This window comes from Roseateles sp. (assembly GCF_039595295.1).
Classification (GTDB): Bacteria; Pseudomonadota; Gammaproteobacteria; order Burkholderiales; family Burkholderiaceae_C; genus Roseateles.
In genome coordinates this window covers 48,851-68,133 of sequence record NZ_JBCNLU010000003.1, presented here as the reverse complement: position 1 = coordinate 68,133, position 19,283 = coordinate 48,851, and the positions used below count along the sequence as shown (strand labels likewise).

Genomic DNA, 19,283 nt, shown 5'->3' with positions numbered 1-19,283 from the left:
AGGAATCGGGGCGATTCGGGCGGAGATTCGATGTCGATGCGAGCCGCGCCGAATCAATGCATCTGGATGCCGCCGGCCGCCTTGCCCTTGCCGGCCCGCGCCGGGGGGTTGCACAGGCCGCAGACGTAATGCTTGGCGACCTCATGCGGGTGCGTCACGAAGTGGCCGCCGCACTTGCTGCACTTGGTCATCGTCAGCATGCCGTTGTCGACGAACTTGACCAGGCGCCAGGCCCGCGTCACCGACAGCAGCTGCTCCAGGCCCTGCGCCTTGGTCTGCTCGTCGTAGAGCTGGAAGGCCTTGATGACCACGTCGATCTCATCCATCTCCGCGACCTTGTTCAGGTACTCGTGGATGTTGAGGAACAGCGAGGCGTGGATGTTGGGCTGCCAGGTCATGAACCAGTCCGTCGAGAACGGCAGCTGACCCTTGGACGGGCTCTTGCCCGAGACTTCCTTGTACAGGCGCAGCAGGCGCTCGTAGCTCAGGTCCGTTTCCGATTCCAGCACTTGCAGGCGGGCGCCGAGCTTGATCAGCGTCACGGCGCGTTCGATCTGCTTGGCTTCGGTCAAGATGGACTTGGTACGCATGGCGGCTCCGTCTCTTTATAGGAACGTGTTCTCGGGCGGCAATCGGGTTGCCTGTGCGGGGCGGAAGCCCTGCGGCTCAGGCGGCTTCCTGGTGGCGGCCCGCCATCAGAATGGAGGCATGCAGGCGGGAGACGCTGTCGTTGGCGGCCGGCTTGCCGTGGGAAGTCAGCAGGCCCCACACCAGGTCGTCGTCCATGCGGAAGCGGCACAGCAGCGTGTTGCCGGAAGCCATCTTCATCATCTGCGCCGGGCTCAGCGTGTTCAGCAGCGACGCGGTCTCCTCCGAGATGCCCAGACGGAACAGCGCTTGTTCGCGGTCCGCGCGGATCAGGCTCTGGGCCAGCATCAGGTAGGACAGGTTGGCTTCGCGAATTTCGGCAAGGATCTGCTCGGTGTTCATCTCGGGGGCTCCTGGTCGGTGGCGTGCTGCGATGGAATGAATTCTGAACAAGCAGCCGCTTCAGCAACATCAGGTTGCTGCCAGATACAAGCTACGAAGCCCGCCGACGGGCTTGTCAGACGGATTCCTACACGGTGCCAGGGCCGACGCGGCGGGAGCGGGGGATGAAGTCGCCGCAAGGCCGGCAGCCAGGGGCTTGGGAGGGAGGCGGCGAAGCGGACCGCCTGTCAGGCGCGTCCGCGAGGGACGGCGGCGGCGCTCACGCGCGGCGATGGCCGGGTGACCGGCGACTGACAAGAATCAGCGATTGATCAGCGTCCGAGAAGACGCCGATCGAAGCGTGAAGGCGGCGCGGAGCACGACGCTGTGATCGCGCGCTCCGCCCGCCTTTTTGCTTCGGAGCGAACACCGCCCCGGAGTCGAGCAAGCGGCGCCCGATGCTCAGGCGGCCTGCAGGCGCGCCAGCTCGGTCTCGACGATGGCGACCAGCTCCGGCGAGTCCTTCTTCAGGCTCTCGAAAGCCTGACCTTCGCTGAGGATGCTCAGCACTTCGATGGCCGCCTTGATTTCGCCCAGACCCGACAGCGCGAAGCCCAGCGTGTACAGCGACGGCGCGTGCTGCGAGGACAGCTCGACGGCGCGGTGCGCATACAGCGCGGCGTCGCGCAGCTGGCCCGAGGCCAGCAGCAGCGCGCCGACGTCGCTCAGCAGATCGACGCTGGACGGCGCCATTTCCAGCGCGTCGCACAGCAGCGTCACGCCGTCGCCGATGCGGCCCTGCGCCGCTTGCGCATAAGCGGCATTGCGGGCTTGCGCCAGCAGCAGGCGGGCTTCGCTCGAGCCCTGACGGACGCGGCGCTCGCCGTGAATTTGTTCCTCGATCGAGGCGTTGATCATCGACACGGTGGACCGTGCCTCGGTTTGCGATTGCAGTGGCATAGACCTCTCCATGGTCGTTGTGGCTCGTCGATCGAGTCCCGGTGGTGTCACCCTCCGGACCCCGGCGGATGCGGTGCCACCCCTTGTCGGCAGCACCGTTGGTCACTTTAGGGGGGCACCCCCGTGATCGAGCGCACGAAAAGCGCCGGCTTTCCCCCTCAATCCCGCCGCATTCCGGCCGTAACCACAGTCATGTCCGTCGCCAGACGACGCCCAGGCGCAAGTCCGGGCCGAAGTCAAACGATGAATAGCGCGTTGCAAGGCCTGCTTATCCACGGATCAGATGTCTTGACAAATTGCCCTCAAGTTCTATGGAGCGGGTGCCGACAACCAAAACAACGGGTCTGCTGATCGCAGCGACAAGCCAGCAACAAGCAGCTGGCGCATCGAAGCAGCAGCGACACGTGGTCCGGTTAGAAGGCCAGACGATCCAGGGAACCCGACGAGGGGGAGTGGGACGGCAACGGTTGACTAGCGTCGGACTGGGACCGATCCGGGATGCGCCCGGCAGGTTCAGCAGGAGCATCCGAGATCCTCGGCCGGTTCGCCTCACGGCGGGTCGGAGGATCGGAGGACTCAGGCGCTCATGTGTGGTTCGGCGCTTTTGCCGGTATTTATGTATAGCTGTTAGGAGCAATCATGGCCCAAGTCATCAACACCAACCTGCTGTCGCTCAACGCTCAGCGCAACACGTCCACCAGCCAAAGCTCGCTGGCCGTGTCGATGCAGCGCCTGTCCTCGGGCCTGCGTGTCAACTCCGCCAAGGACGACGCCGCCGGTCTGGCCATCGCCGACCGCATGAACGCGCAAGTCCGCGGCATGAACGTCGCCCAGCGCAACGCCAACGACGGCATCTCCCTGGCACAGACCGCTGAAGGCGCGCTGTCCAAGGTGAGCGACTCGCTGCAGCGCATGCGTGAACTGGCGGTGCAGGCGCGCAACGCGACCAACACGACCTCCGACCTGGATTCGATCGGCAAGGAATACTCGCAGCTGGGCGCTGAAATCAGCCGCGTGCTGGGTGGCACCACCTTCAACGGCAAGGCCATCCTGGGCGCCAACGCCGGCACGCAGACCTTCCAGATCGGCGCGAACACGACGGCCAACGACTCGGTTGACGTGGTCACCACCGACATGACTGGCGACGCCACGATCACCGCCGTCACCAGCGGCGCGATCGACAACACCTCCGACGCCGCCGGCCTGAAGACGGTCATCGACAACATCGACGCCGCCATCACCACGGTCTCCACGCAGCGTTCCACGCTGGGCGCCTCGCAGAACCGCTTTGACGCGATCGTGTCGAACCTGCAGATCTCGGTGGAAAACCAGTCCGCCGCCCGCAGCCGGATCATGGACGCGGACTTCGCCTCGGAAACCGCCAACCTGAGCCGTGCGCAGATCCTGCAACAGGCCGGCAACGCGATGATCGCGCAGGCCAACCAGCAGCCCCAACAGGTCCTGGCCCTGCTGCGCTGATCCCGGCGCGGCAAGATCGCCGAAGCAGCCCGCGCGCTGCCTCGGCGACCACCGAAGGGCCGGCACAAGCCGGCCTCTTTTTTCCCGACTCTTGCGATTGGCCCCCGCCAATCCATCACGGTCTACACAGGCCGTTGCACGCTTTCTTTTGAAGAAGGCCTCAAGTCCATTCCTGGCGGCCCGATAACTGCATCAACGGGTCCGCAAATTTGCAAGGGGCCGCGTAGTCCGGCCCAGTCGGACAGTTAATCAACCGTCCGACCGGACCGACAAGGTCCCTGTTTTTTAAAGGAATGGATCATGGCTCAAATCATCAACACCAACCTGCAATCGCTGAACGCTCAGCGCAACCTGTCGCAATCGCAGTCCTCGCTGTCGGTGTCGATGCAGCGCCTGTCTTCGGGCCTGCGCGTCAACTCCGCCAAGGACGACGCCGCCGGTCTGGCCATCGCCGACCGCATGAACGCGCAAGTCCGCGGCATGAACGTCGCGGTGCGCAACGCCAACGACGGCATCTCGCTGTCGCAGACCGCTGAAGGCGCGCTGTCCAAGGTCAGCGACTCGCTGCAGCGCATGCGTGAACTGGCGGTGCAGGCGCGCAACGCGACCAACACGACCTCCGACCTGGCCTCCATCGGCAAGGAATACGCCCAGCTCGGCGCCGAAATCGGCCGCGTGCTCGGCGGCACCACCTTCAACGGCAAGGCCATCCTGGGCGGCGACGCCGGCACGCAGACCTTCCAGATCGGCGCCAACACGACGACCAACGACTCGGTCGACGTGATCACCAACGACATGACGAACGACTCGACGATCACCGCGGTGACCGGCGGCGTCATCGACGACACCTCCGACGCGGCCAGCCTGAAGACGGTCATCGACAACATCGACGCCGCCATCACCACGGTCTCGGGCCAGCGTTCGGTCCTGGGCGCCTCGCAGAACCGCTTCGACGCGATCATCTCGAACCTGCAGGTCTCGGTGGAGAACCAGACCGCCGCCCGCAGCCGCATCATGGATGCCGACTTCGCCGCGGAAACCGCCAACCTGTCGCGCGCCCAGATCCTCCAGCAGGCCGGCAACACGATGGTGGCCCAGGCCAACCAGCTGCCCCAGCAAGTGCTGTCGCTGCTGCGCGGCTGATCGACCAGGCTCGCGTCGCTCCAGGACACCGCCAGCCCTCGCAAGACTCCTCAAGCACGGCCCTCGCGGCCGAGCCTCCAGGCCCCGCATCGCGCCTCTCGGCAGCGATGCGGGGCCTCTTTTGTTGTTTTCTTTTGGCGGGTGTTTGGGGCCTTGTTCGGCCAATTGGTGCATGCGCTCTCTTCGCACAATGGAGTCATCGAGCATGAACTGACGGCTCGATCACCGGTCCAACCGGCGGGCTCCGACATCGACCGCGACAGCGCGGCGCGGATTCCGCAGGCGAGGTCGGGAACGACCACCCCAACCGGGATCGCAGCCAGGACAGGATCTCCGCAGGAGCGCATCAATGCCACAGACCATCAACACCAATCTTGCTTCGCTGAACGCGCAACGCAATCTGAACTCGTCCCAGTCCTCCCTGGCGACGTCGATGCAGCGCCTGTCCTCGGGCCTGCGGGTGAACTCCGCGAAGGACGACGCGGCCGGCCTGGCGATCGCCGAGCGGATGAACGCTCAGGCACGCGGCATGTCCGTGGCGATCCGCAACGCCAACGACGGCATTTCGCTGTCGCAGACGGCGGAAGGCGCGCTGGGCAAGGTGGCGGACTCCCTGCAGCGGATGCGTGAGCTGGCCATCCAGGCCCGCAACGCGACCAACGCGGACAGCGACAAGGACTCGCTGGACAAGGAGTTCGGCGAGCTGGCCAAGGAAATCCAGCGCGTCACCGGCGGCACCACGTTCAACGGCAAGTACATCCTGGGCGCGGATGCGGGCACCCCGCAGACCTTCCAGGTGGGCCCGAACACCAGCTCCAATGACGAGATCACCGTCATCACGCCCAACATGTCCTCGGATGACGCGATCACCAAGGTTTCGGGCAACGACAACAGCGGCAACGGCCGCTCGGTGATCGACCACACGGCCGACGCCACGGCGATCGCCGCCGTCGTCTCCAACATCGATGCGGCGCTGGACTCGGTCAACAGCCAGCGCGCGACGCTGGGCGCGACGCAGAACCGCTTCGACGCCGTGATCTCCAACCTGCAGGTGGCCTACGAGAACCAGACCGCCTCCCGCAGCCGGATCATGGACGCGGACTTCGCGGTCGAAACCTCGAACCTGAGCCGCGCGCAGATCCTGCAGCAGGCCGGCAACGCGATGGTCGCGCAGGCCAACCAGCTGCCGCAGCAAGTGCTGTCGCTGCTCAAGGGCTGATAGAAAAACGCAATAGAGCATCCAGGGCTCCGTCCTAAAGTCGGAGCGCCAGGCGCCGATATGCAGGACAGGGCCTCTCGCGGGGCCCTGTCGCGCATGGGGCTTCGCACGAAGCCTGGCCAAGGTCACAGGAGTTCCGCAAGATGGCATCCATCACTTCCACCGGTCTGGGCAGCGGCCTGGACGTCGAGAGCATCGTCTCGAAGCTGGTCGCGATCGAGAAGCAGCCGATCACGGACCTGCAAGACCGCACGTCCACCATCCAGACACAGATCTCCGCCTACGGCAAGATCAACAGCGCCTTCAGCGCGATGCGGGATGCGGCGGCCAAGCTCAGCAACCCCAGCACCTGGCAGGGGCTGACGGCGACCTCGTCCGACGCCACCATGGCCTCGGTCATCGCCGGCACCGGCAGCGGCGCGGGCGCCTACACGCTCAACGTCACCAGCATGGCCTCCTCGCAAAGCCTGTCCAGCAAGGCCTTCGCCAACAACGCGACGGTGGGTTCGGGCTCGATGACCATCGAGCTGGGCCAGTGGAGCGGGACGAACAACTCGACCTTCACCAGCAAGGACGGCGCCTCGCCCGTGAGCATCAGCATCTCCGCCACGGATACGCTGAGCACCATCCGCGACAAGATCAACGGCTCGGGCGCCGGCGTGCTGGCCTCGGTGGTGACCGACGCCAGCGGCTCGCGTCTGGTGATCCGTTCCAAAGACACCGGCGAGGCCAACGGCTTCCGCATCTCCACGGCCGACGACGACGGCGGCAACGGCGACGCCAGCGGCCTGTCCGCCCTCGCCTACGACCCGACCGCGTCGATCACGTCGATGACGCAGAACACGGCCGCGGCCAATGCCAAACTCACGATCAATGGCCTGGACATCAGCTCCGCGTCCAACAACATCGAAGGCGCCGTCGACGGCCTGACCATCAATCTGCTCAAGACCGGCCAGTCCACCGTGACCGTCGGCCAGGACAAGGACAGCGTCAAGAAGGCGATCAACGACTTCGTCACCTCGTACAACTCGCTCATGAACCTGATGCGCGACGACACGAAGTACGACGACGCCAACAAGACCGCCGGCCCGCTGCAAGGCGACAGCACGGCGGTGGGCCTGCAGAGCCAGCTGCGCAACATCACCGCCTCGGGCAGCACGCTGGGCGGCGCGTTCCAGCGCCTGTCCGATCTGGGCCTGAGCATCGGCACCGCCGGCACCATCACCGTCGACGACACCAAGCTCACCAGCGCGCTGGGCAACATGAGCGATCTGAAGAATCTGTTCATGGGCGTGGACAACAACGACCCGAACAACAACGGTCTGGCCTCGCGCTGGCGCTCGTTCGCCGACCAGGTCACCGGCTTCGACGGTCAGATCACGACGCGCACCACCGGGCTGCAGTCGCGAGTGACGGCCAACAACAAGCGCGTGGACGAACTCAACGACCGCGCCGCCAATTACGAGAAGCGGGTGCGCGCGCAGTACACGGCGCTGGACACGCAGATGGCCAAGCTCAACGACATGCAGAGCTACGTCAACAAGATCACCAGCATGCTGACCAGCAGCTGAGGGCGGTCTCGGCGACTCGGCGCCGCATCCACGCCCCGTCACGACGGGGTGGGCACGAGATGAACTAGCCGGTGGTCACCGCCCTTCTCCGGCGCTTCGAAAAGCGCGTCGACGAGCCTCCTCACGGAGGCTTTCTCTTTTCTGGAATCGCTCAGAATTCAGAGACATATTCAACGGATGGAGGGCTCAAGTTGAGCCGCCGCGGGCCGAAAACTGATTCAAGCACTACAGCAATCCCGCAGCAGAAAAGCAGATCATGTACGGCAATTCCTCCCCTTTCGCTTCCCACGGCCAACGCGCAAGCAACATGTACAACCGCGTGGGCGTGGAGACGGACGTCCTGATGGCGACGCCGCACCGCCTGGTCGCCATGCTGCTGGACGGCGCGAATGACTCGATGACGCAAGCCATCGGGGCGATCCGCACCGGGAATGTCGAGATCAAGAACCGCAGCCTGAGCCGCGCGGTCCGCATCCTGGATGAAGGCCTGAAGGCGGCCCTCGATCTGGACAGCGGCAGCCTGGCGCTGGATCTGCGCGACCTGTATGCCTACATGTGCATGAGGCTCACCCACGCCAATCTGCACACCGACGTCGCCGCCGTGGAGGAGTGCGTGCGCCTGCTGCAACCGATTCGCGAAGCCTGGGGCTCGATCTCCCCGGCCGCCGCCGAACAACGCGCCGCGGCCTGATCCGGAGTCCCGGACCGACCGCCCCGCCCTCAGATTTCGAGCTGTTCCATGCCCAAGCACACCGCCAAGCCCCTGACCGCCGCCGCCCCGACGACCACGGACCGCATCATGAACACCCAATTGTTGAGCTACTACGAAGCCATCGAACAGGCCAGCGCCGACATGCTGAGCGCCGCCCGTTCGGGCAACTGGGATGAAGTGGTGAAGCTCGAGGGCGCTTGCGTGCTGCTGATCTCGCAGCTCAAGCATGCCGCGTCGCAGCAGCAGCTGGGCCCGGATGAGACCCAGCTCAAGACGCGCATCATGCAGCGCATCCTGGTGAACGACGCCGAGATCCGCCACCTGGCCGAGCCGTGGCTGGAAGATCTGGATCACCTGATGAAGGGCAAGTCCAAGACGGTCCATTGATCCAGATGTGATTCGGACCTGACCGGGACTTGAGCTCGCAGCGACGCCGCTTGTCGGCACCGCTCCCCGAGCCGGCCGACGCCGCGACCGACCCCCTGCATCGATGGGTTGGCGCGGCGTTTGCCTTTGGACTGGGCGAGAATTTATCCGTCCCTTTGCGTACGACTCCTTGCCGAAAGCTGCGCCTTGAGCGATCCGAAGACTCCCCCCGCGGCCCCGGAAGCCGCCTCCGTCGTCGATACCGACTTCCGGCTGGACGCGCCCGGCGAGATCATGAACTGGCTGCGCGAGCTGCTGCGCTCGCAAGCCCGGATCCAGCTGAGCACGCCGGACGGATCGGCGATCCACACGGTGCTGCGCTCCCTGGACACGCCGCACGGGATGCTGACCATGGAGGCGCCGCAATCGCGCGAGGCGCTGCCGCCCGTACTGGCCAGCGACGAGCTGGTGGCGACCGCCTACCTGGACAAGATCAAACTGCAGTTCGACGTGTCGGGACTGGTGGCGATCCGCGGTGAGGGCGAGGTACTGCGCGCGCCGGTGCCGCTGCGGATCTACCGCTTCCAGCGACGCCAGGCCTACCGGGTGGCCTCGGCCGGTCAGCTGTATCCGGCGCTCAAGCTGGCGGATGGCGACCTGCCGCGCATCCGCGTGGTCAATCTGAGCGCGGGCGGCGTCGCTCTGCAATGGCCGGCGAACGTCGTCCCGACGCCGCAAGCGCTGGAAGAGCTCAGCGGGACGCTGGAGCTCGAGCGTGAAGTCAGCTTCTCCACCTTGCTGCGGGTGCAGCACGTCAGCGAGGGCGAGAACGGCGCGCCACACCATGTCGGCTGCGCATTCGTCTCGCTCTCCCCGAACGCGGCCCGCGCGCTCCAGGTCTTCATCGACCAGGCGCAGAAGCGGGAACGGTTGATGCGGCGGGCGGTGTAAGTCGCCTGCATCGTTGTTCTTCGGCACGACCTCCCGGTCACACCTGCATGTTCATGATTTCCGAATACGCCGACACCAGCCGGTTGCGCACCTGCAGCGTGGCCTGGAATCCGATCTGCGCCTTCTGCATCGCGACCATGGTCTCTTCCAGGCTCACCGTCGGGTTGTCGAGCTGAACCTCGCGCTGCAGCCGGGATGCCTCGTTCTGCTGCGTGCTCACCGACTTCAGCGCCGAGCTCATCGCATCGGCGAAGCTCGCGCCCGGCGCAGGCTTGGCCACCGGCTGACCTTGGGGGGTCAGACCGGCACGGGCCACCGCACTGGCGAAGTCGAAGGGTTTGAGTTTCAGGTCCACGGCACGCATCGTAGCCAGGGCGCGGACTCCCGTTGATTGGAACTGGGGGGGCTTGGTCGGCTTGTTCTCGGCATTCTTGAGGCCCCGGATCGAAATAATTTCGACTGTGCCGGAGCGTCCGCTTTGGCGCCCCGCCCGCCCCCAGCCGTAACTCGACCGACCGCCCCATGGACAACGCCCTGAGCAGCCCCGCCGCCGGACTTCCCGAGGTGCAGCAAGCCGCCCCGACGAGCTTCCCCGCCCGTCTGGCCGCCATGCCCGCCAAGAGCAAGCTGATGCTGGGCGGCGGCGTGGCCGCGCTGATCGCCGTTGTCGTGGCCATGGCCCTGATGACCGGCAAGGGCGACTACCGGCCTCTGTTCTCCGGCCTGTCCGACAAGGACGGCGGCGCCGTCATCGCGCAGCTCGCGCAGATGAACGTGCCCTACCGCAACGAGGCCGGCGGCACCATCATGGTCCCCGCCAGCCAAGTCTATGACCTGCGCATGAAGCTGGCCTCCGCCGGCCTGCCCAAGGGCGGCATCGTCGGCTTCGAGCTGATGGACAAGCAGTCCATCGGCCAGACCCAGTTCAATGAACGCCTGAACTTCCAGCGCGCGCTCGAGGGCGAGCTCACCCGCACCATCACCGCCATGTCCGACGTCGCCGACGCGCGCGTCCACCTGGCCATGCCGCAGCAGAACGGCTTCTTCCGCGAGCAGCAAAAGCCCAGCGCCTCGGTCATGCTGACCCTGCGCGGCGGCCGCACCCTGGACCGCGCCCAGATCGCCGGCATCGTCCATCTGGTGTCCTCCTCGGTGCCCGAGCTCAACCCCAAGGCGGTCAGCGTGCTGGACAGCACCGGCGCCCTGCTCTCCCAGAACCCCGACGGCAACGGCTCCGGCCTGGACAGCCAGCAGCTGCAGTACAAGCAGCAGGTCGAGGCCAGCCTGAACAAGCGTGTGGCAGAGCTGCTCGAACCGGTGGTCGGCCGCGACAACCTGCGCTCCACGGTCACCGCCGACGTCGACTTCAACCAGGTCGAGTCCACCGCCGAGGAATACAAGCCCAACCAGGGCCCCAACACCCAGAGCTCGGTGCGCCGCCTGACCTCCGAGGAGCAGACCGGCGGCAGCGCCGCCGTGCCCACCGGCGTGCCCGGCGCGACCACCAACCAGGTTCCGCCGCAGGCGGCCGCGCCGATCAACGGTCAGGCCCAGCCCATGCAGCCGGCCGGCCAGACCGGCGGCACGCAGAACATGCGCCGCAACAACGACACGCAGTTCGAACTGGACCGCACCGTCCGCGTGACCCGCAACGCCATCGGCCAGATCCGCCGCCTGAACGCCGCCGTGGTCGTGAACCAGAAGACGGTGACCGACAAGAACGGCAAGACCAGCAGCCAGCCGCTGTCCGCCGACGAGCTCCAGAAGCTGGACTCGCTGGTCAAGGAGGCGCTGGGCTACTCGCAGGAACGCGGCGACTCGATCAAGGTCATCAGCGCGCCCTTCGTCGCGCCCAAGCTGGACAGCACCGACCTGCCGCTGTGGCAGCAGCCCTGGCTGCGCGACCTGGCCCGCGACATGGCCGTGCCTGCCGCCCTGGTGCTGGTCGCGCTGATCGCCGTGTTCGGCATGGTTCGCCCTGCTCTCAAGGCGGCCTTCCCGCCGCCGGCCGAGCAGAAGGACGACACTGCCCAGAATCAGCTGAGCGTGGTCGAGGACGAGCAACTGGCCCTCGGCGGCCCGGGTCAGTCCGGCGGCCTGCCGGCCCTGGAGGCCCCGGTCTCCAATGACAAGCTCGAGCGCGCCCGCCAGCTGGCCAAGGACAACCCGATCGCGGTGGCCAACATCATGCGCGCCTGGGTCAACGGCGAGGAACTGGAGATGGCGCCCGCGGGCGGCCGTCGCTGATCCCCGCCCGACCCCATCGCCCCGGCCCGCCCGCACCGCAACCCGCATCGACGACGAGACACCACCATGGACGACAAAGGCGTAGAAGACGCGGCCATCCTGCTCATGTCCCTGGGCGAGGAAGAGGCCAGCGAGGTCTTCAAGCACCTCGCGCCCAAGGAAGTGCAGAAGCTGGGCGAGACCATCGCCAAGATGAAGGTCGTACCGCGCGAGCGCGTCGAGAAAGTGCTCGACAAGTTCGACCGCGTCGCCGAGACCCAGAGCACTCTGGTCAACGACACCGACGAGTACGTCCGCTCCGTGCTGCGCAAGGCGCTGGGCGAGGACAAGGCCAACCTGCTGCTGGACCGCATCCTGCAGGGCTCGGACGTGTCCTCGATCGAGTCGCTGAAGTGGATGGATCCCGGCTCGGTGGCCGAGCTGCTGCGCAACGAACACCCGCAGATCGTCGCGGCCATCCTCTCGCACCTGGACTTCGACCAGAGCAGCTCGGTGCTGCGCGTCTTCAGCGAGCGTCAGCGCAATGAGGTGCTGATCCGCATCGCGACCCTGGACGGCATCCAGCCGATGGCGCTCAAGGACCTGAACGAGGTCATGGGCCAGATCCTGGCCGGCGGCGAGCGCATGAAGAAGTCCAACCTGGGCGGCGTCAAGACCGCGGCCGAGATCATCAACATGATGGGCACCAGCGTCGAGGCCTCAGTGCTGGACTACATCCGCGAGGCCGACTCCGACCTGGCGCAGAAGATCATGGACAACATGTTCACCTTCGACGACGTCGAGAAGATCGACGATCGCGGCATCCAGGCGGTGCTCAAGGAGGTGCAGTCCGAGTCGCTCATCGTCGCGCTCAAGGGTGCCGGCCCTGAGCTGCGCGAGAAGATCTTCCGCAACATGTCCAGCCGCGCCGCCGAGACGCTGCGCGAGGACCTGGAGTCGCGCGGCCCGGTGCGCCTGTCCGAGGTCGAGGCCGAGCAGAAGGAAATCCTCAAGGTGGTCCGCCGCCTCGTCGACGAGGGCCAGATCGTGCTGGCCGGTGGCGGCGACGACCAGTTCCTGTAATCCTCGGGATCCCCCGCACCAGAACGCCCGAGAACCCACCCGCCCATGGCCACCCGCCCGCCCCGTCAAGTCCCGCCGCCCCCTCGCCCCGACGGCGATCCCCGCGGCGGCGGCACCTACAGCCGCATCATTCCGCGCGAGGAGCTGTCCGGCTTCGCCGCCTGGAATCCGGGCTCGCTCGACGGCGGCGCGCCGCCGCGCCGGCCCTCGGTCAGCGCGCCCGCGCCGGTCGAGCCGCCGGCTCCGCCGCCCCCGCCCGGCCCGAGCGTCGAGGAACTCATGCAGCAGGCCCGCCAGGCCGGCTACCAGGACGGCTACCGCGACGGCATGGCCGCCCTGGACGCCTTCAAGCAGAGCTTCGCCAAGCAGATCAGCGCGCAGGTCGGCCAGTTGGTCGCCAGCTTCGATCACGACATGCAGGCCATCGAGCAGGACATGGCGGCGGCGCTGGCCCGCACCGCGGTCGAGCTGGCCCGCCAAGTCGTTCGCAACGAGCTGTCGACCGCGCCTGAGCTGATCGCGCGCGTCGCCCATGACGCGGTCGAGGCGCTGCTGATCAACGCCCGCCATGTGCGGGTGCGCGTCCATCCGGACGACTTGCCGCTGGTGCTGGACGGCGCCGGCCAGGAACTGCGCGCCCGCGAGGCCCAAGTCATCCCCGATCCGACGATCACCCGCGGCGGCGTCAAGGTCGACGCCGACATCTGCAGCGTGGACGCCTCGCTGCCCGCGCGCTGGCAGGCGGCCGTGGGCGCGCTGGGTCAGACCTCGGTCTGGCAGGACCGCCGCGCCTCCGACGAGGCCGACGACTCGCGCCTGGACTTCCGGCTCGACGCGCAGCCCAGCCAGTACGACGGCGAGGAATCGCGATGAGCGATCGCATCGACCGCTGGCAGCAGTACCTGGGCGACCTGCAGGCCTTCGCCGGCAACGCGCCGGCGCTGGAGCCGCAGGGCAAACTGGTGCGCGTCGCCGGTCTGGTGCTGGAGGCCACCGGCGTGAAGGTGCCGGTGGGCTCGGTCTGCGAGATCCACATGCCCTCGTCCGCCGCCAGCCCGCGCCGCGGCCAGCGACCGGTGCAGGCGGAGGTGGTCGGTTTCTCCGGCGACCGCGCCTACCTGATGCCGACCGACGAGATCCAAGGCCTGGCCAGCGGCGCGATGGTGCTGCCGCGCCCGGCCGCGCTGCACGGCCCCGTGCTCGGCGAGGAGCGTCATCCCTGGCGCCGCGACGAGGACCGCGGCCTTCACCTGCCCATGGGCGACGGGTTGCTGGGACGCGTCGTCGATCCGCAGGGCCATCCCATCGACCGCGCCGGCCCGTTGGCCGACGTGCGTGATGAACCCATGGTCCGCCGTCCGATCAACGCGATGGACCGCGATCCCGTGCGCCGTCCGCTGGACACCGGCGTGCGCGCGATCAACTCGCTGCTGACCGTCGGTCGCGGCCAGCGCCTGGGCCTGTTCGCCGGGACCGGCGTCGGCAAGTCCGTGTTGCTGGGCATGATGGCCCGCTACACGCAAGCGGATGTCATCGTCGTCGGCCTGATCGGCGAGCGTGGCCGCGAAGTCAAGGAGTTCATCGAGGACATCCTCGGCGAGGAAGGCCTGCGCCGCAGCGTCGTGGTCGCCGCGCCGGCCGACGCGCCGCCGCTGCTGCGCATGCAGGGCGCGACCTATGCCACCGCCATCGCCGAGCACTTCCGCGATCGCGGCCAGCACGTGCTGCTGCTGATGGACTCGCTGACCCGCTACGCCATGGCCCAGCGCGAGATCGCCCTCGCCATCGGCGAACCCCCGGCAACCAAGGGCTATCCGCCCTCGTGTTTCGCGAAGCTCCCGCAACTGGTCGAGCGCAGCGGCAACGGTCTGGCGGGCGAAGGATCGATCACCGCCTTCTACACCGTGCTGTCCGAGGGCGACGATCAGCAGGACCCGATCGCCGACGCGGCGCGCGGGATTCTGGACGGCCACATCGTGCTCAGCCGCGAGCTGGCGGAGAGTGGGCACTATCCCGCGATCGACGTGGAGCGCTCGATCTCGCGCGTGATGACCAGCGTCGCGGACAAGCGCCACATCGAGCTGGCACGCCGTTTCCGCCAGCTGCTCGCCAAATACAACAAGGCGCGCGACCTGATCCAGCTCGGCGCCTACCAGCCCGGCCACGACCTGGAGCTGGACAGCGCCGTGCGCTTGCATGCCGACATGGACCGATTGCTCCAACAAGACATGCATTCCCCCGCTTCTTTGACGGATTGCCTCAATCAGTTGGCCGCCACACTCAACTTTGCGTGATAGCTGCCGACATCCGTGAAGAGAGGTCATCGACATGAGTAGTTCCAACCTGCAGGCCCTGAACGTTCTCCTCGAACGCGCGGAGGCCGAGCGCGATGAAGCCTTGCGTTTCCTGCAGGAAGCGCAGTCGCGGGCCAGCTCGGCGCGCAACCAGCACGACCAGCTCTCGCAGTACCGGACGGACTACACCTCACGCTGGACGCAGGAGTTCACCCGGCAGACCACCGTCAGCATGCTGGGCTGCTACCAGAACTTCGGCCAGCGCCTGGACCAGGCGATCGGCCAGCAAGCCGGCATCGCCGATTTCGCCGACCAGCGCCTGACCGCCGCCCGCGACGTGCTGCGCGAGCGCGAAATGCGCGTGGCCTCGGTGCGCAAGCTGATCGAGCGCCGTCGCGCCGAGGCGATGCGCAGCCAGATGCGCCAGGAACAGCGCGCCACCGACGAACAAGCCGCGCGTGCCGCGGCCCGCGGCGGCAACCCGATGACCCGCCTGGTCGCCTGAGCGCGACCCGGCCCTGGCACCCTCCCCGGCCATGAACCAGATCCAGAACCAGAATCCGCTGTTGAGCTCGTCCAGTCTCAACGGCCTGAGCGCCGCGGCCACTGCCGCCGCGTCCGGCAGCGCCGCCCGCAAGGACGGCGTGCCCGCTTTCTCGCAATGGCTGAACCAGAGCAGCCAGCAACTCCAGACCCGGCAGTTGCAAAGCCAGCAGCAGAGTCAGCAACTGCAAAGCCAGCAGTTGCAGAACCAACAGCTGCAGAGCCAACAGCAGCAAGCGCAGCAGTTGCAATCCCAGCAACAAGCGCAGCAGCTGCAGAACCAGCAGGCTCAGAACGCCCAGAACGCGCGCGACAACGCCCCCAAGGCGCCCGAGCCGGAGCACAGCGCCGCGCAGGACGAGAACAAGCTGGCGGCGCGCAACGCCGCGAGCCGCAGCAGCGCCAACAAGGCCGACGGCGCCAAGGCGTCGGGCCAGTCCCGCGCTGAGGACGCCGGCCAGACCGAGGCGGCCGACGCCAAGGACGCCGCCGAGGCCGAGGGCGCCGAGCGCGCTCAGGCCGTCGATGGCGAAGGCTCGGACAAGAAGGTCGCCAAGGATTCCAAGGACGCGAAGGACGGGAAGGACGCATCCGCGACACCCGGCGAGCAGATCCTGGCCATGCTGCGCGGCGAAGCGCCGGCGCAGGTCAAGGGCCGCGCGCGCGGCGACAAGGGCGACAGCGCCGAGGGCGACGCAGCCGATGCCGCCCTGTCCGGCGGCACGCGGGCCCACGGCAAGCATCCACCCACGACGGGCGACGTCCTGCGCGAGCGCCAGCAGCTGCAGCGCGAGCTCGCGCAAGCGGCGAGCGGCAAGGGCCAGGACGCCGGCGCCAAGGACGACGCGATGCAGGCCGTCAACGGCCAGGGCGCGTACGAGATCGCGCTGGGCGACGGCAAGACCGCCGCGTCCGGCACGCCGCAGAGCTTCGACGCCATGCTGGCCGCCGCGCAGCAGACCGGCGGCGCGACAGGCACGAACGCCTCGTCGGCCACCGGCCGCGCCGAGCCGCCCAGCGTACCGCTGAGCCAGCCGCTGCACAGCCCGGACTTCGCGCCCGAGCTTTCGGCCAGCGTCAGCCTGCTGCTCAAGGACGGCATCCACGAGGCGCAGCTGCAGCTCAACCCGACCGAGATGGGCCCCGTGTCCATCAACATCCAGCTCGACGGCCAGCAGGCGCAGGTCAACTTCCATGCACAGCACGCCGCCACCCGCGAGGTGCTGGAACGCAGCCTGCCCGACCTCGCGGCGGCGCTGCAAGCCCAGGGCCTGACCCTGAGCGGAGGCGGGGTGTTCGCCCAACAACAGCCCGGCGGCAGCCAGAATCAACGCGACGGATCGGCCGACGGCTCGTCAGGCGGCAACGGTCGCCGCGGCGCACAGGGTCATGAGGACGACGGCGGCATCGCGGCCACGGGACGTGCCGAGCGCCGCACCCCGGCACGCGGACTGGTCGACCTCTACGCGTGATCGGCTGAAGGTCCGTCTGAGGGTCGGTCCGCCCGGCGCGGGCGAAGCGCGACGAGTCTGACCGGATTCCACGGCCTTTTCGTGGTTTGGCCGCAAAGGCGCCGCTTCACAATGGGAGCCAGTTCGCCGGGACCTCGTGTCCGCGCGGCATCCGATTCATCGACAACGACCGCATCTCACAGGAGCGCCCAATGGCCACTGCAGCCGCTGGCAACGACGCCGCCGTCAAGGGCGGCGGCAAGAAGAAGCTGATCATCATCATCGCCATCGTCCTGGTGGTGGTGCTGGCCGGCGTCGCCGCGCTGCTCATGATGAAGAAGAAGTCGCATGGCGACGAGGAGGAAGGCGCCGCCGAGGAGAAGCCCGCCGCGACCGCCCACGTCAAGCCCGGCACGCCCCCCACCTTCGTCCCGCTGGACCCCTTCACCGTGAATCTGGCGGACAAGGAAGTCGACCGCTTCGCGCAGGTCGGCATCACGCTGGAGGTCGCCGATCCCAAGTTCGCGGACCAGCTCAAGGCCTACATGCCGGCGATCCGCAACAACGTGTTGATCGTGCTGTCGCACAAGACGTCGGCGGACCTGCTGAGCGTCGAGGGCAAGGAGAAGCTGGCCCGCGAGATCCGCCGCGAGTCGGTGCGTCCGATGGGCATCGAGCTCGACGACGAGGACGAAGACGAGGACGCCGCGCCGAAAAAGAAGAAGAAAAAGAAGCGTCCGGTCGAGAGCCCGGTGACGCAGGTGCTCTTCTCCACCTTCATCGTGCAGTGACCACGGACCCCGAAGGGACCAGGCGATGAATCAGCAAATCCTGTCGCAAGACGAAGTCGATGCCCTGCTCCAGGGCATCACCGGCGAGAGCCAGAAGCTCGAGGCCGAAGAGGTCCAGACCGGCGGCATCCGCGAGTACAACCTCGCCAGCCAGGAACGGATCGTCCGTGGGCGCATGCCCACCATGGAGATCATCAACGAGCGTTTCGCGCGCAACATCCGCATCGGGCTGTTCAACTTCATCCGCAAGAGCCCGGAAGTCGCCATCGGCGGCATCAAGGTGCAGAAGTACAGCGCCTTCCTGCGCGAGATCGTGGTCCCGACCAACTTCAACATCGTGTCGGTGAAGCCGCTGCGCGGCTCGGGCCTGATCGTGTGCGACCCGACGCTGGTGTTCGCGGTCATCGACTCGCTCTTCGGCGGGATCGGCAAATTCCACACCCGCATCGAGGGCCGCGATTTCTCGGCCACCGAGCAGCGCGTGATCCTGCGCCTGGTCGAGGTGATCACGCAGGAGTATCAGAAGGCCTGGAAGGGCATCTATCCGCTGGAGCTGGAGTACCAGCGCTCGGAGATGCAGCCGCAGTTCGCCAACATCGCCACGCCCAGCGAGATCGTCGTGTCCACGTCGTTCACGCTGGAGATCGGCGAGACCAGCGGCACGGTGTACTTCTGCGTGCCCTACTCGACGCTGGAGCCGATCCGCGACGTGCTGTACAGCACCACGCAGGGCGACTCCGCCGAACCCGACCGCCGCTGGGTCAACCTGCTCAAGCACCAGATCCAGTCGGCCGAGGTCGAGCTGGTGGCGGAGCTGGCCAACGCGCCCGCGACCGTCGAGCAGCTGCTGGCCTTCAAGCCGGGCGACTTCATCGAGCTGGACCTGGCGCAGGTCATCCAGGCCAAGGTGGACGGGGTGCCGGTGTTCGACTGCCATTACGGCACCTCGAACGGCAAGTATTCGATCAAGATTGAGAAGATGCTGACCGGCCCGGATGCCGGCTGGCTGGGAGCCCGGAATGGCTGACAACACCCCGATGGACGAACAGGACGCGATGGCCGCCGAATGGGCGGCGGCGCTGGCAGAAGCTGGCGGCGGCGGCAGCGAGGTCGCGGCCGAAGTGCAGCCGGCGGCCGAGCAGGTCGCGCCCGCGGCGTTCACCAATTTCTCGCCGACGCCGGGCAACCTGCCGGGCAGCGACATCAACATGATCCTGGACATCCCCGTCCAGCTCACGGTTGAACTGGGCCGCACCCGCATCCCGATCAAGAACATCCTGCAGCTGGCGCAGGGCTCGGTGGTCGAGCTCGACGCGCTGGCCGGCGAGCCGATGGACGTGCTGGTCAACGGCTACCTGATCGCCCAGGGCGAGGTGGTGGTCGTGAACGACAAATTCGGTATCCGCCTCACGGATATCGTGACCCCGTCCGAACGCATGCGCCGCCTGAGCAAGGCCTGACCCCCGAAGGACGCCAGACCGACTTCGCACACGGCACGCTGGCGTCGTTGCCGCGCTCGCCGGAC

General features: G+C 67.2%; 20 protein-coding genes. 16 read left to right on the top strand and 4 right to left on the bottom strand.

Features of this window, described 5'->3' with window-relative positions:
* Positions 1 to 53 precede the first annotated feature (53 nt).
* The 3 genes from flhC to ABDW59_RS03510 all read right to left on the bottom strand — a co-directional run bounded on the left by flhC (position 54) and on the right by ABDW59_RS03510 (position 1,929).
* Entirely contained in the window at positions 54 to 590 is a 537-nt protein-coding gene (flhC, locus tag ABDW59_RS03520; RefSeq protein ID WP_067068221.1) for a flagellar transcriptional regulator FlhC, read from the bottom strand.
* A 76-nt stretch (positions 591 to 666) separates the two neighbouring features.
* The gene (flhD, locus tag ABDW59_RS03515) at positions 667 to 990 is read right to left on the bottom strand and encodes a flagellar transcriptional regulator FlhD (RefSeq protein ID WP_343628071.1); all 324 of its coding nucleotides are present in this window, start codon (positions 988 to 990) and stop codon (positions 667 to 669) included.
* A 441-nt stretch (positions 991 to 1,431) separates the two neighbouring features.
* Positions 1,432 to 1,929 (bottom strand): hypothetical protein, encoded by a 498-nt coding sequence (locus ABDW59_RS03510; protein WP_343628069.1) that lies wholly within the window; start codon positions 1,927 to 1,929, stop codon positions 1,432 to 1,434.
* A gap of 639 nt (positions 1,930 to 2,568) precedes the next feature.
* Here ABDW59_RS03510 and ABDW59_RS03505 point away from each other — a divergent pair.
* The 7 genes from ABDW59_RS03505 (at position 2,569) to ABDW59_RS03475 (ending at position 9,370) form a co-directional block, all read left to right on the top strand.
* Positions 2,569 to 3,408 (top strand): flagellin, encoded by an 840-nt coding sequence (locus ABDW59_RS03505; RefSeq protein ID WP_343628067.1) that lies wholly within the window; start codon positions 2,569 to 2,571, stop codon positions 3,406 to 3,408.
* Positions 3,409 to 3,708: 300 nt separating this feature from the next.
* A complete protein-coding gene (locus ABDW59_RS03500) occupies positions 3,709 to 4,551 on the top strand; it encodes a flagellin (RefSeq protein ID WP_343628065.1) in 843 nt (280 codons plus the stop codon).
* A gap of 349 nt (positions 4,552 to 4,900) precedes the next feature.
* A complete protein-coding gene (locus ABDW59_RS03495; RefSeq protein ID WP_343628063.1) occupies positions 4,901 to 5,770 on the top strand; it encodes a flagellin in 870 nt (289 codons plus the stop codon).
* 143 nt (positions 5,771 to 5,913) lie between these two features.
* Positions 5,914 to 7,341: a flagellar filament capping protein FliD gene (gene fliD / locus ABDW59_RS03490; protein ID WP_343628062.1), complete on the top strand. Its 1,428-nt coding sequence runs from the start codon at positions 5,914 to 5,916 to the stop codon at positions 7,339 to 7,341.
* A gap of 256 nt (positions 7,342 to 7,597) precedes the next feature.
* Positions 7,598 to 8,032 (top strand): flagellar export chaperone FliS, encoded by a 435-nt coding sequence (gene fliS / locus ABDW59_RS03485; RefSeq protein WP_343628061.1) that lies wholly within the window; start codon positions 7,598 to 7,600, stop codon positions 8,030 to 8,032.
* A gap of 108 nt (positions 8,033 to 8,140) precedes the next feature.
* Positions 8,141 to 8,440 carry a flagellar protein FliT gene (locus tag ABDW59_RS03480; protein ID WP_343628248.1) on the top strand — a complete coding sequence of 100 codons (300 nt, stop codon included), beginning with the start codon at positions 8,141 to 8,143 and terminating at the stop codon, positions 8,438 to 8,440.
* Positions 8,441 to 8,626: 186 nt separating this feature from the next.
* Positions 8,627 to 9,370 carry a flagellar regulator YcgR PilZN domain-containing protein gene (locus ABDW59_RS03475; RefSeq protein ID WP_343628059.1) on the top strand — a complete coding sequence of 248 codons (744 nt, stop codon included), beginning with the start codon at positions 8,627 to 8,629 and terminating at the stop codon, positions 9,368 to 9,370.
* 37 nt (positions 9,371 to 9,407) lie between these two features.
* On the opposite strand, the gene fliE is transcribed toward ABDW59_RS03475, so the two are convergent.
* Positions 9,408 to 9,725 carry a flagellar hook-basal body complex protein FliE gene (fliE, locus tag ABDW59_RS03470; protein WP_273490848.1) on the bottom strand — a complete coding sequence of 106 codons (318 nt, stop codon included), beginning with the start codon at positions 9,723 to 9,725 and terminating at the stop codon, positions 9,408 to 9,410.
* Positions 9,726 to 9,892: 167 nt separating this feature from the next.
* Between fliE and fliF the strand changes: the two genes are divergently transcribed.
* The 9 genes from fliF to fliN all read left to right on the top strand — a co-directional run bounded on the left by fliF (position 9,893) and on the right by fliN (position 19,218).
* Positions 9,893 to 11,617, top strand: a complete 1,725-nt coding sequence (gene fliF / locus ABDW59_RS03465) for a flagellar basal-body MS-ring/collar protein FliF (protein ID WP_343628057.1) — start codon at positions 9,893 to 9,895, stop codon at positions 11,615 to 11,617.
* A 66-nt stretch (positions 11,618 to 11,683) separates the two neighbouring features.
* The gene (gene fliG, locus ABDW59_RS03460; RefSeq protein ID WP_343628056.1) at positions 11,684 to 12,679 is read left to right on the top strand and encodes a flagellar motor switch protein FliG; all 996 of its coding nucleotides are present in this window, start codon (positions 11,684 to 11,686) and stop codon (positions 12,677 to 12,679) included.
* A gap of 45 nt (positions 12,680 to 12,724) precedes the next feature.
* The gene (locus tag ABDW59_RS03455; protein ID WP_343628055.1) at positions 12,725 to 13,552 is read left to right on the top strand and encodes a FliH/SctL family protein; all 828 of its coding nucleotides are present in this window, start codon (positions 12,725 to 12,727) and stop codon (positions 13,550 to 13,552) included.
* Positions 13,549 to 14,973 carry a flagellar protein export ATPase FliI gene (gene fliI / locus ABDW59_RS03450; protein WP_343628054.1) on the top strand — a complete coding sequence of 475 codons (1,425 nt, stop codon included), beginning with the start codon at positions 13,549 to 13,551 and terminating at the stop codon, positions 14,971 to 14,973. Before ABDW59_RS03455 ends, fliI begins: the two co-directional genes overlap by 4 nt.
* A gap of 34 nt (positions 14,974 to 15,007) precedes the next feature.
* Positions 15,008 to 15,478, top strand: a complete 471-nt coding sequence (fliJ, locus tag ABDW59_RS03445) for a flagellar export protein FliJ (RefSeq protein WP_343628053.1) — start codon at positions 15,008 to 15,010, stop codon at positions 15,476 to 15,478.
* 31 nt (positions 15,479 to 15,509) lie between these two features.
* Positions 15,510 to 16,988, top strand: coding sequence for a flagellar hook-length control protein FliK (locus tag ABDW59_RS03440; protein ID WP_343628052.1), 1,479 nt, complete (start codon positions 15,510 to 15,512; stop codon positions 16,986 to 16,988).
* Between the two features lie 191 nt (positions 16,989 to 17,179).
* Entirely contained in the window at positions 17,180 to 17,758 is a 579-nt protein-coding gene (locus ABDW59_RS03435) for a flagellar basal body-associated FliL family protein (protein WP_343628051.1), read from the top strand.
* 25 nt (positions 17,759 to 17,783) lie between these two features.
* The gene (gene fliM / locus ABDW59_RS03430; RefSeq protein WP_343628050.1) at positions 17,784 to 18,785 is read left to right on the top strand and encodes a flagellar motor switch protein FliM; all 1,002 of its coding nucleotides are present in this window, start codon (positions 17,784 to 17,786) and stop codon (positions 18,783 to 18,785) included.
* Positions 18,778 to 19,218: a flagellar motor switch protein FliN gene (gene fliN / locus ABDW59_RS03425; RefSeq protein ID WP_343628049.1), complete on the top strand. Its 441-nt coding sequence runs from the start codon at positions 18,778 to 18,780 to the stop codon at positions 19,216 to 19,218. Before fliM ends, fliN begins: the two co-directional genes overlap by 8 nt.
* The last annotated feature ends 65 nt before the right edge of the window (positions 19,219 to 19,283 follow it).

Coding starts and splice junctions, on each gene's coding strand:
- flhC (WP_067068221.1), bottom strand. CDS start 590: ATGCGTACCAAGTCCATCTTGACCGAAGCCAAGCAGATCGAACGCGCC.
- flhD (WP_343628071.1), bottom strand. CDS start 990: ATGAACACCGAGCAGATCCTTGCCGAAATTCGCGAAGCCAACCTGTCC.
- ABDW59_RS03510 (WP_343628069.1), bottom strand. CDS start 1,929: ATGCCACTGCAATCGCAAACCGAGGCACGGTCCACCGTGTCGATGATC.
- ABDW59_RS03505 (WP_343628067.1), top strand. CDS start 2,569: ATGGCCCAAGTCATCAACACCAACCTGCTGTCGCTCAACGCTCAGCGC.
- ABDW59_RS03500 (WP_343628065.1), top strand. CDS start 3,709: ATGGCTCAAATCATCAACACCAACCTGCAATCGCTGAACGCTCAGCGC.
- ABDW59_RS03495 (WP_343628063.1), top strand. CDS start 4,901: ATGCCACAGACCATCAACACCAATCTTGCTTCGCTGAACGCGCAACGC.
- fliD (WP_343628062.1), top strand. CDS start 5,914: ATGGCATCCATCACTTCCACCGGTCTGGGCAGCGGCCTGGACGTCGAG.
- fliS (WP_343628061.1), top strand. CDS start 7,598: ATGTACGGCAATTCCTCCCCTTTCGCTTCCCACGGCCAACGCGCAAGC.
- ABDW59_RS03480 (WP_343628248.1), top strand. CDS start 8,141: ATGAACACCCAATTGTTGAGCTACTACGAAGCCATCGAACAGGCCAGC.
- fliF (WP_343628057.1), top strand. CDS start 9,893: ATGGACAACGCCCTGAGCAGCCCCGCCGCCGGACTTCCCGAGGTGCAG.
- fliG (WP_343628056.1), top strand. CDS start 11,684: ATGGACGACAAAGGCGTAGAAGACGCGGCCATCCTGCTCATGTCCCTG.
- ABDW59_RS03455 (WP_343628055.1), top strand. CDS start 12,725: ATGGCCACCCGCCCGCCCCGTCAAGTCCCGCCGCCCCCTCGCCCCGAC.
- fliI (WP_343628054.1), top strand. CDS start 13,549: ATGAGCGATCGCATCGACCGCTGGCAGCAGTACCTGGGCGACCTGCAG.
- fliJ (WP_343628053.1), top strand. CDS start 15,008: ATGAGTAGTTCCAACCTGCAGGCCCTGAACGTTCTCCTCGAACGCGCG.
- ABDW59_RS03440 (WP_343628052.1), top strand. CDS start 15,510: ATGAACCAGATCCAGAACCAGAATCCGCTGTTGAGCTCGTCCAGTCTC.
- ABDW59_RS03435 (WP_343628051.1), top strand. CDS start 17,180: ATGGCCACTGCAGCCGCTGGCAACGACGCCGCCGTCAAGGGCGGCGGC.
- fliM (WP_343628050.1), top strand. CDS start 17,784: ATGAATCAGCAAATCCTGTCGCAAGACGAAGTCGATGCCCTGCTCCAG.
- fliN (WP_343628049.1), top strand. CDS start 18,778: ATGGCTGACAACACCCCGATGGACGAACAGGACGCGATGGCCGCCGAA.